Here is a 15,466-nt window from a genome sequence, read left to right as displayed (position 1 = left end):
TCCCAGGGATATTTCATGAAACAAACACAGCGTCATGACGCCATTATCGAACTGGTTAAAAAGCAGGGATACGTCAGCACCGAAGAGCTGGTGGAGCAGTTTGCCGTCAGCCCGCAAACCATTCGCCGCGACCTGAACGACCTGGCCGATCAGAACCGCATCCTTCGCCACCACGGCGGCGCGGCGCTGCCGTCCAGCTCGGTTAACACCTCCTGGCACGACCGTAAGGCCACGCAGACGGCTGAGAAAGAGCGCATTGCCCGGAAAGTGGCGAGCCAGATCCCGAACGGCGCGACGCTGTTTATTGATATCGGCACCACGCCGGAAGCGGTCGCCCATGCGCTGCTGGATCACGAAAACCTGCGCGTGGTGACCAACAACCTGAACGTCGCCAACACCCTGATGCAAAAAGATGATTTCCGCATTATCCTCGCGGGCGGCGAGCTGCGCAGCCGCGACGGCGGGATTATCGGCGAAGCGACGCTCGATTTTATCTCCCAGTTCCGCCTCGACTTCGGCATTCTGGGGATCAGCGGCATCGACAGCGACGGTTCCCTGCTGGAGTTTGATTACCACGAGGTGCGCACCAAGCGCGCGATTATCGAAAACTCACGCCACGTGATGCTGGTAGTAGATCACTCTAAGTTTGGCCGTAACGCGATGGTGAACATGGGCAGCATCAGCATGGTGGATGCGGTCTATACGGACGTACCGCCGCCTGCAGGGGTGATGCAGGTGATTAAAGATAATAATGTGCAGTTAGAGTTGTGTTGAGAAGCCTTTCTCCCTCTCCCTGTGGGAGAGGGCCGGGGTGAGGGCATCAGGCCGCACAAAACCTAAACGCCGTACCCCATCATCTTCAATAATTGCTGCGCGTGCAGCACGGCATCCTGACGGTGCGCCACGCCCAGCTTCTGATACAGATTGCGGATATGCGTTTTGATGGTGGTCGCCGCCACCGCCAGCTCGCCGGCAATCTGCTCGTTGCTATAGCCTGAATAGATCAGCCCCAGCACCTGCCATTCACGCTGGGTGAGCGGGCTGGTGCGGATAAGCTCCGGCACTTCCGGATGGTTCAGCAGACGTTCCACGAAGTTCTCATCGAAGTGCGCAAACTTGTGGCGGTGATGCTGGTTAATTTCGCGCAGAATGCGCTGGGCGCGATGCTGATCCAGCTCCGGCAGCGTGTTGAGCTGAATAAGCTGGCGCAGCTGCTGCGCCATCACTTCGCCTTCAATCACAAAGTGGCTGATAAACCCGGTGCGGTTGGCGAGCTGGAGTGCTTCCAGCAGTACGCGCTGGGCGTCGTTTTTGCGCCCCGCCTGCCAGTAAAGCTGGTTGAGCAGCAGCAGGTTGCGGTTCAGATCGCTCATCAGGCGCAGGCTGCGGGCGTTTTCGTTCAACTCCTCAAGCACGATCTCGGCAGGCTCGAAGTCACCCAGCAGGATCTGCACGCGGGCAATATTGCGCCACTGGCTCTGCAGGAAGTGGTTATTGGCAAATTCCGGTTTTGGCGTCTGGCGCAGCCAGTTGGCGGCGGATTTTTTGTCGCCGGTCATTTGCCAGTAAATCACCCGGACCTTGTCGGCGTTCGATACCCAGTCGCTGTGATACTGGCCGTTGCCGAGCAGGTTTTCCAGGCGGTTCAGGTGGTTGCGGGCATTATCCAGATCCCCGCGCGCCAGCGAGCACTGCACCAGCAGCGCCAGGCACTGCAGCTGCTGCTGCGGCTGGAAGCTGGAAAGGACGTCCACCCCCTGACGCGCGCAGCTTTCTGCTTCGTCCAGGCGCGACCATGCCCACAGCAGCTGGGCGCGAATACGCAACAGAAACTCGTGCATCGGCAGCTGTTCCAGATGCTGTTCACGAATCAGCTGGAACGCTTTTTCCTGATTCTCCCAGGCGGCCTGCAGGAAGCCCTGCGCGAATAAAATCTCGCTCTGCTGGATCAGGCTCCACAGCGCGTAGTGCCAGACATCGTGACGACGGGCCATCTGTTCGGTTTGCTGCATTAATGAAAGCGAACGGGTGAGATCGCCTTTGCAGTGCAGCACTTCACCGTGCACCGAGGTCGCCACAATGCGGCTGTAGAAGTTGGCCAGCGGAAGCTCATCCAGCGCGACCATGGCAAGGCGCTCTGCCTCGTCCGGGTCGCCATCGTTAATCGCCACCTGCGCGCGCAGGGCGTTAAACTCGCCGTGCAGGGTGACATCCATTTCGCTTTCCATCTCCTGCTCGGCGCGCGCCAGCAGGGTATTCACTTCGCTGTAGCGATGCTGGCTCTGCATCAGCCAGGCCTGCAGCAGCACCAGGCGCGGGTTCTCCAGCAGGCTCTCCCACGGCAGGGCTTTTAATGACTCTTCCAGCAGGGACAGTTCGCTGTGGTTAAACAGCCCCCACGCATGGTTGAGGAGGATATCGCGCAGCATGCCGGCATCACCGGCGGCCAGCGCGTGGTGGATAGCCTCGCTCGGGAAACCTTGCGCCATCCAGCTTTCGGCGGCGGCGCGGTGGATTTCCGGCAGTTCGACGGCCAGCTCCCACTGACAGCGCTGGCGCAGGAAGCTGCCAAACAGCGGGTGGTAGCTAAACCACTCGCCGGGATCGTCCATGCGGGTCAGGAAAAGGCCCTGACGTTCTATCTCTTCGAGCTGTAGCTGACCGTTTTCACAGCCCGTCACGCGCACGATCAGCGCATCGTTCATGGAACGCAGCAGAGAGCTTTTCAGCAGAAAATTGCGGGTAGAAGTATCGACGCTGTCCAGTACCTCATCCACCAGATAATCTGACAGGTGGCTGGCGTTAATGCCCGCCAGGCGGCGCGCGGACTGGTGCGTTGGGCTGTTATTCTGACGCGCGGAAAGGGCGATAAGCTGCAGCGCGGTGGCCCATCCCGCAACGTCATCGCAGAGGCGGCTGCTTTCGGCGGCCTCAATCGGTGAGGTCAGGCGGCAGTCGAAGAACTGTTTGGCTTCCTGATGCGTAAACGCGAGCTGTTGGCTGCCCACTTCCAGCAGCTGATCGCGCACGCGAAGGTTGGCAATGCCCAGCTGCGGCAGGTTGCGCGACAGGACGACCAGCGTCAGGTTTTCCGGCTGATGGCGAAGGAAGAAGCGCATCGACTCGTGGATCGCCGGGTTGGTGATCAGATGATAATCATCAATGACGACGTACAGCGGGCGATGCCATTCCGCCAGCTCAATAAAAATCTGCGAGAAAAGGGAGGACAGGCTGGCGTACTGGCGCTTCTGCACCATCACCTCACTGGCGGCACAGTGTCCGTTAGTTGCCTGCTGAATAGCAGCAACCAGGTAGCTGGCAAAACGCTCTTGCTGGTTATCGCCCTCGTCGAGGGAGTACCAGCCAAGATCGCTTTTACCTGCGGCCCATTGCGAAATGAGCGTTGTTTTTCCATAACCTGCAGGACTCGTTACCAGCGCCAGTCGGAAATTATGCGCGCCGGAAAGTTTAGCCAACAGACGCTCGCGGACCACCGTATGGTCAAGACGAACCGGGCGACTTAATTTGGACGGAATCAACATAGTTTTCACTTCACTGTGGGGAACGAGAGAATTTATTTTTTTTGCGCTTCGTAATTAATAGATATAAGGTCGGCCAATAAGGGAACTATTGCAAGTTATGTCGGGCTTTTGTGGCTCTGAATTTGCACTCTGTCACAAAACATTCCCGTACGGGGTGGAACTTTTTAAAAATGGCTCACACGCCGCGTGGATGCTGGTTTGTATGCATTTAGTGCGGTTACGCTGAAACTGGTTTCAGAAAGTTATAGTGACGTCAAAGTTAATAAAGTTTGGGTAAAGTTATGCGGGATTAATAGCCTTCCAGGGTAATCCTCAGTTGCAGAAATATTATTCTACGTAAGTAATCATTTCAGCGTGGATTAATTTCCTGCGAAACCGCATTTCATTTTTTTGACACTCTTCCAGGATAACTTTTCCTCCGCAGTGCACACTCACAGAGTGGCCTCGATCACACTTTTATGCTCATCCCCGCTACTCCTCCCTGTCTAATCCCCCACGGGAGGAGGAAGAGGCGAAATGAGCCAGGCACACTAGCGCTAACTTGTGTTCTCTTTCTAAAGGATGCCGATCCCCTATGTCACAGCCTACCTTCAACAAAGCTCAATTCCAGGCTGCCCTGACGCGTCAGTGGCAGCGTTTTGGCCTTCACGCCGCCAGCGAGATGACGCCTCACCAGTGGTGGCAGGCCGTGAGCGGCGCGCTCGCAGAGCAACTGGACGCTCAGCCGGTGGCGAAGCCTGTTAAAGGCCAGCGTCACGTGAACTACATTTCGATGGAATTCCTGATTGGCCGTCTGACCGGCAACAACCTGCTGAACCTCGGCTGGTATCAGGACGTCGGTGACGTCCTCAAAGAACACGACATTAACCTGACCGACCTGCTGGAAGAAGAGACTGACCCGGCGCTGGGCAACGGTGGTCTGGGACGCCTGGCGGCCTGCTTCCTGGATTCTATGGCTACCGTCGGCCAGTCGGCGATTGGCTACGGCCTGAACTATCAGTACGGTCTGTTCCGCCAGTCGTTCGCCGACGGGCATCAGATGGAAGCGCCGGACGACTGGCACCGCAATACCTACCCGTGGTTCCGCCACAACGCGCAGCTGGACGTGCATGTCGGCATTGGCGGGAAGGTCACAAAGCAGGGTCTTTGGGAACCGGCGTTTACCATTACCGGTGAAGCCTGGGATCTGCCGGTGCTCGGATACCGCAACGGCGTGTCGCAGCCTCTGCGCCTGTGGCAGGCGAAGCACGCGCATCCGTTCAACCTGACCAAATTCAACGACGGCGACTTCCTGCGCGCCGAGCAGCAGGGCATCGACGCCGAGAAGCTGACCAAAGTCCTCTACCCGAACGACAACCACCTGGCCGGTAAGAAGCTGCGCCTGATGCAGCAGTACTTCCAGTGCGCCTGCTCCGTGGCGGATATTCTGCGTCGCCATCACCTGGCGGGCCGCAAGCTGGCGCAGCTGCCGGACTTCGAAGTGATTCAGCTCAACGACACGCACCCGACCATTGCTATTCCCGAACTGCTGCGCGTGCTGATCGACGAGCATCAGCTGAGCTGGGACGACGCCTGGGCCATCACCAGCCGTACCTTTGCCTACACCAACCACACCCTGATGCCGGAAGCGCTCGAGTGCTGGGATGAGAAGCTGGTGAAAACGCTGCTGCCGCGCCACATGCAGATTATCAATAAAATTAACGACCAGTTTAAAGTGCTGGTGGATAAAACCTGGCCGGGCGACAAAGCCGTGTGGGCGAAGCTGGCGGTCGTGCATGATAAACAGGTGCGCATGGCGAACATGTGCGTAGTCAGCGGCTTCGCGGTGAACGGTGTGGCGGCGCTGCACTCGGATCTGGTGGTGAAAGATCTGTTCCCGGAATACCACCAGCTGTGGCCGACTAAGTTCCATAACGTGACCAACGGCATCACGCCGCGCCGCTGGATCAAGCAGTGCAACCCGCTGCTGGCCGGCCTGCTGGATAAAACCCTGAAAAAAGAGTGGGCCAACGATCTGGATCAGCTGATTGCTCTGGAAAAACAGGCTGACAGCGCGAAGTTCCGCGAGCAGTACCGCGCGATCAAGCTGGAGAACAAGGTTCGCCTGGCGGCGTTCGTGAAGGTGCGTACCGGGATTGAGATCAACCCGAACGCGATTTTCGACATCCAGATCAAACGCCTGCACGAGTACAAACGTCAGCACCTGAACCTGCTGCACATTCTGGCGCTGTACAAAGAGATCCGCGAGAACCCGCAGGCCGACCGCGTGCCGCGCGTGTTCCTGTTCGGTGCGAAAGCGGCGCCGGGCTACTACCTGGCGAAAAACATTATCCTCGCCATCAATAAGGTGGCGGCGGCGATCAACAGCGATCCGAAAGTGGGCGACAAGCTGAAGGTGGTGTTCCTGCCGGATTACTGCGTCTCTGCGGCTGAAATGCTGATCCCGGCGGCGGATATCTCCGAGCAGATCTCCACGGCAGGTAAAGAAGCGTCCGGTACCGGCAACATGAAGCTGGCGCTGAACGGCGCGCTGACCGTCGGCACGCTGGACGGTGCAAACGTCGAAATCGCCGAGAAGGTCGGCGAGGAGAACATCTTTATCTTCGGCCATACTGTTGAAGAAGTGAAAGCCATCAAGGCCAAAGGCTACGACCCGGTGAAATGGCGTAAAAAAGACAACGTGCTGGATGCGGTGCTGAAAGAGCTGGAAAGCGGTAAGTACAGCGACGGTGATAAGCATGCGTTTGACCAGATGCTGCACAGCATGGGCAAACAGGGCGGCGATCCGTATCTGGTGATGGCGGACTTCGCGGCCTACGTTGAGGCGCAGAAGCAGGTCGACGTGCTGTACCGCGACCAGGAGGCCTGGACCCGCGCGTGCATTCTGAACACCGCGCGCTGCGGTATGTTCAGCTCTGACCGCTCAATCCGTGATTATCAGTCCCGTATCTGGCAGGCAAAACGCTAAGGAAGCGCGATGGAGAGTAAACGTCTGGACAGTGCCGCGCAGGCGGCGGGAATTAGCCTCAGTTACATCAATGCGCACGGCAAACCGCAGTCTATTGGTGCGGACACCAAAAGACGTTTGCTGGATGCCATGCACAAAACCGACGCGAAAGCGTCGGCTGCACCGGTGCCAAACGTGAAGGTATTCACCGCGGGCAAAAAGATGCCGCTAGCGGTGGAGGGGCGGGGGGAGTTTAGCTGGCTGCTCACCACCGAAGAGGGGCATCAGCACAAGGGTCACGCCACCGGCGGCAAGGCGCTTAACCTTCCGGCGAAGCTGCCGGAGGGCTACCACACCTTAACGCTCACCCAGGACGATCGGCGTTTTCACTGCCGGGTGATCGTCGCGCCAAAACGCTGCTACGAGCCGCAGGCGCTGCTTGAAGGCAAAAAGCTGTGGGGCGCCTGCGTGCAGCTTTACACGCTGCGCTCCGACAGCAACTGGGGCATCGGGGATTTTGGCGATCTGAAAAAGATGCTGGCATCCGTGGGCGAGCGCGGCGGCGCGTTTATCGGCCTCAACCCGATCCACGCGCTCTATCCGGCGAACCCGGAAAGCGCAAGTCCGTACAGCCCGTCATCCCGCCGCTGGATGAACGTAATTTATATCGACGTTAACGCGTTAGATGATTTCAAAAACAGCAAAGAGGCGCAGGCGTGGTGGAAACTCCCGACCACGCAGCAGCTTCTGAAGCAGGCGCGCGAGGCGGATTGGGTCGACTATTCCACCGTCACCTCGCTGAAGATGGCCGCGCTGCGTCTGGCGTGGAAAGGCTTTGCGCAGCGCGATGACGAGCAGATGGCGGCCTTCCGACAGTTTGTGACGCAGGAAGGCGAAAGCCTTTACTGGCAGGCGGCGTTCGACGCGCTTCATGCGTATCAGGTAAAAGAGGATGAAATGCGCTGGGGCTGGCCGGTCTGGCCCGAAGCGTATCGGTCCGTCAACACGCCTGAGGTGAAAGCCTTCTGTAAAAAATATGCCGATGAAGTGGACTTCTATCTGTGGCTGCAGTGGCTGGCGTACAGCCAGTTTGCCGCCTGCTGGCAGGTGAGTCAGGGCTATAACATGCCGATCGGCCTGTATCGCGATCTGGCCGTCGGCGTGGCGGAAGGCGGGGCGGAAACCTGGTGTGACCGTGAACTTTACTGCCTCAAGGCCTCCGTGGGTGCGCCACCGGATATCCTTGGCCCGCTGGGGCAGAACTGGGGCCTGCCGCCGATGGACCCGCACGTGATGGCGGCGCGCGCCTACGAGCCGTTTATCGACCTGCTGCGTGCGAACATGCAGAACTGCGGGGCGCTGCGCATTGACCACGTGATGTCCGTGCTGCGCCTGTGGTGGATCCCCTACGGTGAAACGGCGGATCACGGGGCGTACGTGCAGTATCCCGTTGACGATCTGCTCGCGATCCTCGCGCTGGAAAGTAAGCGTCACCAGTGCATGGTGATCGGTGAAGATCTCGGCACCGTACCGGTGGAAATCGTCAGCAAGCTCCGCGACAGCGGCGTCTACTCCTACAAAGTCCTCTATTTTGAAAGCGATCATGAGAAAACCTTCCGCGCGCCGCAGGCGTACCCGGAACAGTCAATGGCAGTCGCGACGACGCATGACCTTCCTGTGCTTAAAGGCTATTGGGAAAGCGGCGACCTGACGCTCGGTAAATCCCTGGGGCTGTATCCTGATGAAGAGGTGCTGCGCGGTCTGTATCAGGATCGCGAGCTGGCGAAGCAGGGCTTGCTGGATGCGCTGCACAAGCATGGCTGTCTGCCGAAGCGCGCCGGGCATAAGGCGTCGCTGATGTCGATGACGCCAACGCTTAACCGTGGCTTACAGCGCTACATCGCCGACAGCAACAGCGCGCTGCTGGGGCTGCAGCCGGAAGACTGGATTGGTATGGCGGAGCCGGTGAACATTCCGGGCACCAGCTATCAGTACAAGAACTGGCGCCGCAAGCTGTCCATGTCGCTTGAGACGATGTTTGCCGATGACGGGGTGAACAGGCTGATTAAGGATTTGGACAAGCGGCGAAAAGCAGCCGCGAAGAAATGATAAAAACCCGCCGGTGGCGGGTTTTTTATTGCCCGGTGGCGCTGCGCTTACCGGGCCTACATGGATCGAGTAGGTCGGGTAAGGCGTAGCCGCCACCCGACTTATCGCATCAGATAACCATATTCAACAGCAGCACCCCAACCAGCCCGCACACGGAAATAATGGTTTCCAGCATGGACCAGGACTTGATGGTTTCACCGATCGTCAGGTTGAAATACTCCTTGAACAGCCAGAAGCCCGGATCGTTAACGTGAGAGAAAATCACGCTGCCGGAGCCGACCGCGATAACCATCAGCTCAGGGCTTACGCCCGTGGTCGCGATCAGCGGTGCGACAATACCGCCTGCGGTGATCGCCGCAACGGTTGCTGAACCGAGCGCGATACGCAGAACCGCCGCGATTGACCAGGCCATAAAGAGCGGCGACACGTTGGTTTCATGCATCATGGCAGCGATGTATTTATCCACGCCGCTGTCGACCAGCACCTGCTTGAACGCACCGCCGCCGCCGATGATCAGGAGCATCATGGCAATGATTTTGATGGAGGAGGTCAGCGTGTCGTTGATCTGATCCATTGAACGACCGCGGTTCAGACCGAAGGTGAACATCGCGATCAGCACCGCAATCAGCGTTGCCATTACCGGGTCACCCAGGAATTCTGCAACGGACAGGAACGCGTGGCCTTTCGGCAGGATCATCTCAGCCACGGCACGCATCGCCATCAGGATAACCGGCACCAGTGAGGTCCAGACGCTGACGCCAAAGCCCGGCATCTCTTCTTCGGTAAAGGTTTTGGCGCTGTACAGACCTTCCGGAATCGGCTTGTCGATGCCTTTCAGGAAACGCGCAAAGACCGGGCCTGCCAGAATCACGGTTGGGATCGCCAGAATCGTACCGAACAGCAGGGTTTTACCCATATCGGCGTGGAAGATGGTGGCAATAGCGGTTGGACCCGGGTGCGGGGGCAGGAAGCCGTGGGTGACGGACAGCGCGGCCGCCATTGGCACACCAACGAACAGCAGCGGAATGTTGGCCGCCGCCGCAATGGTGAACACCAGCGGCAGCATCAGCACGAAGCCCACTTCGTAGAACAGCGCGAAGCCGACGGTGAAGCCGGTTAAGACCACGGCCCACTGAATGTGCTGTTTACCGAATTTGGCAATCAGGGTGGTGGCAATACGCTGCGCGCCCCCGCAGTCCGCCAGCATTTTGCCGAGCATGGCACCGAAGCCCATGATCAGCGCCAGGCTGCCGAGCGTACCGCCGACGCCGGCCTTGATGGAGCTAATAACCTTAACCAGCGGCATACCCTGCATCAGACCGACTGCAAGTGCCACCAGAACCAGAGCGATAAACCCGTTCAGCTTGAAGCGGATCATCAAGAGCAGTAATAACACAACACCGATAGCGACGATGACTAATGGCATGATTTACCTGGCCTTTGAATTGTTATGGGTAACGTCATTGTTTCAACGACAAATTCCGATTGTCCCAACTGGGAACAGAGCGTTAACGGCACTCATACTGATGCCGGCGAAACCATTAAGTTTAGTCGGCTGTTATAAGGGTGTTGAGTGCCCACGAGAATGATACGGGTAACATGCGGTGATTGAGAATCACCCAGGCAGGTAAAATTTAAATTATGAGATGCAGGTCAACATATGGAGGAGGAAGGCAAGGAAAGGTAGGCCCGGTAAGCGCAGCGCCACCGGGCGGTACAAACGGGGGACTGAATTAGTAGTAAGAGTGCTCGCCGCGCTGGTGCTCGGTCAGATCGCGCACGCCTTTCAGTTCCGGGAATTCGTTCAGCAGCTGCTTCTCGATCCCTTCTTTCAGGGTCACGTCGACCATGGAGCAACCGTTACAGCCGCCGCCGAACTGCAGGATCGCCAGACCGTCTTCCGTGATTTCCATCAGGGAAACGCGACCGCCGTGGCCCGCCAGCTGTGGGTTGATCTGGGATTGCAGCAGATACTCAACGCGCTCCATCAGCGGGGCATCGTCGGAGACTTTACGCATTTTCGCGTTCGGCGCTTTCAGGGTCAGCTGAGAACCCAGCTGATCGGTGACGAAGTCGATCTCCGCATCGTCAAGATACGGCGCGCTCAGCTCGTCGACGTAAGCGGTGAGCTGTTCAAATTTAAGGGCAGTGTCAGTTGCTTCCACAGCGTCCGGAGGACAATACGAGACACCACATTCTGCATTCGGAGTGCCTGGATTGATCACAAACACGCGGATCTGCGTCCCTTCTTCCTGATTTGCCAGCAGTTTGGCAAAGTGCGCTTGTGCAGAATCGGAAATACGGATCATAGCTTTGGCCTAATAGTTGACTAAATTACCTGGGTATAATCATACGCCCATTGAAGAAGGGCTACAAGGTACGGCACAGACACCATACCTGAACCGACGCCGCGCCGCTTCGCAAAAGCAGTCGGGAAAGTTCAGCCACGGTACTGCCCGTCGTGACGACATCATCCACAATCGCGATATGGAGGCCGTTGACCGGCAATTCAAGGCGAAAGGCGTTTCGCAGGTTTCTTTTGCGTAGCCGGGCGTTCAGCTGATGCTGTATCGCCGTCGCGTGAACGCGCGTCAGGGCTGAGGGCGCATAACGGCAGCCGAGCCAGCGGGCAAGCGGGCGGCAGAGCAGGTCACTCTGGTTAAAGCCGCGCCGCCACTGTCGGCGGTGGTAGAGCGGGACATTCACGATCGTGTCGACGCGGGGCAGGGCGCGGGTCCGTCGGGCCTGCAAAATTGCCAGCAGCAGCAGGCGGGCAAGCGGCTGCGCCAGAACGCTCTGGCCGGAAAACTTCAGCCTGAGAATAAGACCGCTAAGCGGCGGAACATAATCATCAACCGCCACCAGCGCACGCCAGGGCGGCGATTTTTTCAGGCAACGGCCGCAGGGAAGCAGCCGATTGACGGCGGGTAAACCGCACTGCGGACACCGGTTGATACGACACTTCAGCGAGCGCGTGCAGACTGAACAGATCCCCCACGCGCTCAGCGCAAGCGGCATTCGGCATAGCCAGCACAAGCCGGGCACTGTTAGCATGTGTAACCTCCATGTTTTGAAAAGAGAACAGTAACTGATGAAGACGCTGTGGTGGCAGACCGTTGGGACGGGAAATTGTCATCTTGTGCTGCTGCACGGATGGGGACTGAATGCGGAAGTGTGGCATTGCATAAGCGAGGAACTCGCCTCGCATTTTACGCTGCACCTGGTTGATTTACCGGGATTTGGCCGCAGCCACGGCTATGGCGCACTGTCGCTGGACGAGATGGCGCAGGAGGTGGTAGACGCCGCGCCGAAAAATGCCATCTGGCTCGGCTGGAGCCTGGGCGGGCTGGTGGCAAGCAGGATTGCCCTGGCTTACCCCGAGCGCGTGCAGGCGCTGGTAACGGTGGCCTCGTCGCCGTGTTTCAGCGCCCGGGACGCGTGGCCGGGGATCAAACCTGACGTGCTGGCCGGTTTCCAGCAGCAGCTGAGCGAAGATTTTCAGCGCACGGTAGAACGCTTCCTGGCGCTACAGACGATGGGCACCGACACCGCCCGCCAGGATGCGCGTACCCTGAAGCAAACGGTGCTTTCCCTGCCGATGCCGGACGTTGAGGTGCTCAACGGTGGGCTGGAGATCCTGAAAACGGCCGATCTGCGTGAGCCGCTGATTTCGCTTCCGATGCCGCACCTGCGCATCTACGGCTATCTCGACGGGCTGGTGCCGCGCAAGGTGGTTCCGCTGCTGGATGCGCTGTGGCCCGAAAGCGAATCCCTGATCGTTGCCAAAGCGGCGCACGCGCCGTTTATCTCTCATCCGGCTGAGTTTTGCTCGGCGCTGTTGGCATTAAGTCAACGTTTAAACTGATTATTTTCCAACCCGCCTGGCAAAAGTGACGCACCGCAACAATACTCAATATATCGTTGCGGTTGTTGAGCAGACGATGATCAAAACAACAATCTAAGGAGAGTCATGGTATGAAACTTGTCACAGGTATTGTTACATCTCTGGTTATTGGGTCACTGTCATTCGGCGCGCTTGCTGCAGAAGAGCTGGCAAAAGATAAAGTCAAAGATATGAATCTGACCAAAGTGGGTGAGATCACAACGTCTGACACCACCGCGCCAATGGACGCGAAGCGCGAGCTGTCCAAGAAGGCGGATGAGCTGGGCGGGAAATACTACGTGATCACCAGCGCAGAGAAATACACCAAAGACGTGCGTGCAACCGCGGACGTGTATAAGTAATACAATAAAGCCGGGCTGCATTGCCCGGCTTTGTTAACGCAGCGCCCACCACTCCCTGAGACAGGCTTTACCTTCCGGACAGCTTTTACAGCTTCCCGATAAGCACCCGTCGGGCTCTTCCTGAATGCGCACGGCTTTTCCCATCGCTTCCAGTCTTTCCAGCATGGCATCGATCATCGGCTGCGGCGTGTGCAGGCTGAGGCTGAGCTGTTTTGCCTCCATTCGCCCCTGCAGCGCCAGTAAATCACGAACCTGAATCAACGATGCCATCTGTTTGCCCCTCAGTGACAGTCGCCCGCCGGGCTGTCGCAGCAGGTAGTTGGCGTTTTACGCGTTGCCAGCAGGTTGACATCAACGCGGCTGCGCGCCCTGCGCAATAGGCCCATCACAACCACGTTGAACAGGATCACCGCCAGGATGCAGACCAGGCTGTAACGCGGATGCTGGCTAAAGTTAGCGGTCTGGTAAAAGACCGTCGACAGCGAGTAGGCGATGTTCAGCCCCCACAATATGGAGAAGCCCATCCAGCCGCGGCTGGACTCGCGGGCAATTGCCCCCATCACCGAGATGCACGGGATATAGAGCAGAACGAAGATCAGATAGCTGTAGGCCGCGGAGGCGCTGCCGAATTTCTCGCTCATTACGCCCATTGCGCCGGTCGCCATTTCGCCGTCGCCTTTACTGGCTTCGATTGGGTTTGCCAGCACGCTCAGGCTAAAGGTGTCTTTCAGGCTCTGCCAGGTTTCTTCAACGGCGCCCAGCAGTTCGTCGCCGAGGCTAAACTCTGCCGGATTAAAGTCTTGCTCCTGAATGTTCTCGGCGGTGTAGAGCGTGTTCAGCGTCCCGACAACCACCTCTTTCGCCATCGCGCCGGTGAACAGGCCGACGGTTGCCTGCCAGTTATCCTCATGCACGCCAATCGGTTTAAAGATTGGGGTAATCACGCGGCTGACGGAGGCGAGGGCGGAGTCGTTGATGTTGTCCGCCGCCTGGCCGCTGAGGGTGAAGCTGTTCAGGGCGCTCAGGAAGATGCTGACGATAACAATCACCTTACCGGCGCGCAGAACGAAGCCTTTCAGGCGCTGCCAGGTCTGGATCGCCAGGCTCTTCAGGTGCGGAACGTGATACACCGGCAGCTCCATCACGAACGGCGATGCTTCACCGCGCATGATGGTGTGCTTCAGCATTAATCCGGTCAGGATCGCCATCACGATCCCCAGCACGTACAGCGAGAAGACCGCCAGCGCGCCCTGCTGACCAAAGAAGGCCGCCGCAAAGACCGCGAAGATGGCCAGACGCGCGCCGCAGGACATAAACGGCGCCATCATGATGGTCATCAGGCGTTCGCGCGGCGCATCCAGCGTGCGTGCGCCCATCACCGACGGCACGTTACAGCCGAAGCCGACAATCAGCGGCACGAAGGATTTCCCCGGCAGCCCCAGCGCCTGCATCAGGCGGTCCATCACGAACGCCGCGCGCGCCATGTAGCCGGAGTCCTCCAGGAAGGAGAGGAACAGATACATCATGCCGATCTGCGGCACCAGCGGAAGCACGGTGTTGATACCGCCGCCGATGCCCTGGGCAAGGAAGATGGTCAGCCATTCCGGGAAATGCAGGGTGTAGCCCAGCCACTGAATGCCGTGCACGAAGATCGCCACGGAACCGGCGTCGAAAACAGGCTGGAGCGCGCCGCCGATGTTAATGGCGAGCAGGAACATCAGGTACATCACCAGTAAAAACACCGGCAGTCCCAGGAAGCGGTTAAGCACAATTTTGTCCACGGCGGCGGTAAAGCGGCTTGGCTCTGCCGTCAGGGCGTTGCTGACCACGTCGCAAATCGCGGCGATGGCCTGATAGCGCGCGTCCGCAATGTGCAGCGCGGGGTCGTCAAGCTCGTTGCTCAGGTGCGCCAGCGCAACGTCGAGTTTATCTGCCGCATCGCCCGCGTAGGCGCGGCTGTAGATATCACCTTCCAGCATCTGCAGGCCGAGCCACTGGCGCTGTCTGGCGGGCATGGATTTGTCCATCTCCTGCGCCAGCCTGTCCGCTTCGCGCAGCAGCGGCTGCGCGTAGTGCACCAGCTCAACGTCGGCATTGCCCGCATGACGATCGATTGCCAGCTTTAGGGCATCAATGCCGCGTGCGCGGGTAGAAACCAGCGGAACCACCGGACAGCCCAGGCGAGCGGAGAGAGCGTCGACGTCGATGCGCAGTTTTTGCTTCTCTGCGATGTCGAGCATGTTGAGCGCCACGATGCAGGGAATACCCAGCTCAAGCAGCTGCAGCGTGAGATAGAGATTACGCTCAAGGTTAGAGGCATCGACCACGTTAATTAATAAATCCGCGTCGCCGCTCAGAATATAGTGGCAGGCAATCTGCTCATCGAGAGAGGTTTGGGATGAAATGGTGGTGAGCGAATAGGTGCCGGGCAGATCGACCAGCGTGACCTGGTTGTCCGTCGTCGTGAACTGGCCTTCTTTACGTTCAACCGTCACGCCTGCCCAGTTACCCACGCGCTGGCGTGCGCCGGTGAGCTGATTAAATAAGGTTGTCTTGCCGGAATTAGGATTGCCAATTAAGCCAATAGTTAATTTTTTCATTGTTTTAGACTCGCTGAACCGCT

Annotated in this window: 11 protein-coding genes; 5 read left to right on the top strand and 6 right to left on the bottom strand. The window is 58.3% G+C overall.

Annotated elements, in window-relative coordinates:
- Positions 1–15: 15 nt before the first annotated feature.
- Positions 16–774, top strand: a complete 759-nt coding sequence (locus VPX56_RS21270; RefSeq protein ID WP_131635151.1) for a DeoR/GlpR family transcriptional regulator — start codon at positions 16–18, stop codon at positions 772–774.
- 62 nt (positions 775–836) lie between these two features.
- Here the strand turns inward: VPX56_RS21270 and malT are convergent, their stop codons facing one another.
- Positions 837–3,542 carry an HTH-type transcriptional regulator MalT gene (malT, locus tag VPX56_RS21265; protein WP_131635150.1) on the bottom strand — a complete coding sequence of 902 codons (2,706 nt, stop codon included), beginning with the start codon at positions 3,540–3,542 and terminating at the stop codon, positions 837–839.
- A 574-nt stretch (positions 3,543–4,116) separates the two neighbouring features.
- Here malT and malP point away from each other — a divergent pair.
- Positions 4,117–6,510: a maltodextrin phosphorylase gene (gene malP, locus VPX56_RS21260; RefSeq protein ID WP_326468761.1), complete on the top strand. Its 2,394-nt coding sequence runs from the start codon at positions 4,117–4,119 to the stop codon at positions 6,508–6,510.
- A 9-nt stretch (positions 6,511–6,519) separates the two neighbouring features.
- Complete coding sequence (gene malQ / locus VPX56_RS21255) at positions 6,520–8,598, top strand: 4-alpha-glucanotransferase (RefSeq protein ID WP_263610880.1); 2,079 nt, start codon at positions 6,520–6,522, stop codon at positions 8,596–8,598.
- A gap of 109 nt (positions 8,599–8,707) precedes the next feature.
- Here malQ and gntT read toward each other — a convergent pair whose 3' ends face one another.
- The 3 genes from gntT to gntX all read right to left on the bottom strand — a co-directional run bounded on the left by gntT (position 8,708) and on the right by gntX (position 11,652).
- Positions 8,708–10,024: a gluconate transporter gene (gntT, locus tag VPX56_RS21250; protein ID WP_263610881.1), complete on the bottom strand. Its 1,317-nt coding sequence runs from the start codon at positions 10,022–10,024 to the stop codon at positions 8,708–8,710.
- Between the two features lie 307 nt (positions 10,025–10,331).
- Positions 10,332–10,907: a Fe-S biogenesis protein NfuA gene (gene nfuA / locus VPX56_RS21245; protein WP_014072124.1), complete on the bottom strand. Its 576-nt coding sequence runs from the start codon at positions 10,905–10,907 to the stop codon at positions 10,332–10,334.
- 61 nt (positions 10,908–10,968) lie between these two features.
- Complete coding sequence (gntX, locus tag VPX56_RS21240) at positions 10,969–11,652, bottom strand: DNA utilization protein GntX (protein WP_263610882.1); 684 nt, start codon at positions 11,650–11,652, stop codon at positions 10,969–10,971.
- A 37-nt stretch (positions 11,653–11,689) separates the two neighbouring features.
- Here gntX and bioH point away from each other — a divergent pair, with 37 nt between their 5' ends.
- Together bioH and VPX56_RS21230 are read left to right on the top strand one after the other, a co-directional pair.
- On the top strand, positions 11,690–12,463 hold the full coding sequence (bioH, locus tag VPX56_RS21235) for a pimeloyl-ACP methyl ester esterase BioH (RefSeq protein ID WP_326468755.1): 774 nt from the start codon (positions 11,690–11,692) through the stop codon (positions 12,461–12,463).
- A 110-nt stretch (positions 12,464–12,573) separates the two neighbouring features.
- Entirely contained in the window at positions 12,574–12,843 is a 270-nt protein-coding gene (locus tag VPX56_RS21230; RefSeq protein WP_131635144.1) for a YdgH/BhsA/McbA family protein, read from the top strand.
- A 33-nt stretch (positions 12,844–12,876) separates the two neighbouring features.
- On the opposite strand, the gene feoC is transcribed toward VPX56_RS21230, so the two are convergent.
- Both feoC and feoB read right to left on the bottom strand, forming a co-directional pair.
- Positions 12,877–13,113 carry a [Fe-S]-dependent transcriptional repressor FeoC gene (gene feoC / locus VPX56_RS21225; protein ID WP_023309498.1) on the bottom strand — a complete coding sequence of 79 codons (237 nt, stop codon included), beginning with the start codon at positions 13,111–13,113 and terminating at the stop codon, positions 12,877–12,879.
- A gap of 11 nt (positions 13,114–13,124) precedes the next feature.
- Entirely contained in the window at positions 13,125–15,443 is a 2,319-nt protein-coding gene (gene feoB, locus VPX56_RS21220; protein WP_131635142.1) for a Fe(2+) transporter permease subunit FeoB, read from the bottom strand.
- Between the last annotated feature and the right edge of the window lie 23 nt (positions 15,444–15,466).

The sequence above is a fragment of the Enterobacter wuhouensis genome, assembly GCF_035835995.1.
GTDB classification, from domain to species: Bacteria; Pseudomonadota; Gammaproteobacteria; order Enterobacterales; family Enterobacteriaceae; genus Enterobacter; species Enterobacter wuhouensis.
Note: the sequence above shows the minus strand (reverse complement) of the source record. Positions and strands in the feature narration are given on the sequence as shown.

Coding starts and splice junctions, on each gene's coding strand:
- malT (WP_131635150.1), bottom strand. CDS start 3,542: ATGTTGATTCCGTCCAAATTAAGTCGCCCGGTTCGTCTTGACCATACG.
- gntX (WP_263610882.1), bottom strand. CDS start 11,652: ATGCTAACAGTGCCCGGCTTGTGCTGGCTATGCCGAATGCCGCTTGCG.
- VPX56_RS21230 (WP_131635144.1), top strand. CDS start 12,574: ATGAAACTTGTCACAGGTATTGTTACATCTCTGGTTATTGGGTCACTG.
- bioH (WP_326468755.1), top strand. CDS start 11,690: ATGAAGACGCTGTGGTGGCAGACCGTTGGGACGGGAAATTGTCATCTT.
- VPX56_RS21270 (WP_131635151.1), top strand. CDS start 16: ATGAAACAAACACAGCGTCATGACGCCATTATCGAACTGGTTAAAAAG.
- nfuA (WP_014072124.1), bottom strand. CDS start 10,907: ATGATCCGTATTTCCGATTCTGCACAAGCGCACTTTGCCAAACTGCTG.
- feoB (WP_131635142.1), bottom strand. CDS start 15,443: ATGAAAAAATTAACTATTGGCTTAATTGGCAATCCTAATTCCGGCAAG.
- malP (WP_326468761.1), top strand. CDS start 4,117: ATGTCACAGCCTACCTTCAACAAAGCTCAATTCCAGGCTGCCCTGACG.
- malQ (WP_263610880.1), top strand. CDS start 6,520: ATGGAGAGTAAACGTCTGGACAGTGCCGCGCAGGCGGCGGGAATTAGC.
- feoC (WP_023309498.1), bottom strand. CDS start 13,113: ATGGCATCGTTGATTCAGGTTCGTGATTTACTGGCGCTGCAGGGGCGA.
- gntT (WP_263610881.1), bottom strand. CDS start 10,024: ATGCCATTAGTCATCGTCGCTATCGGTGTTGTGTTATTACTGCTCTTG.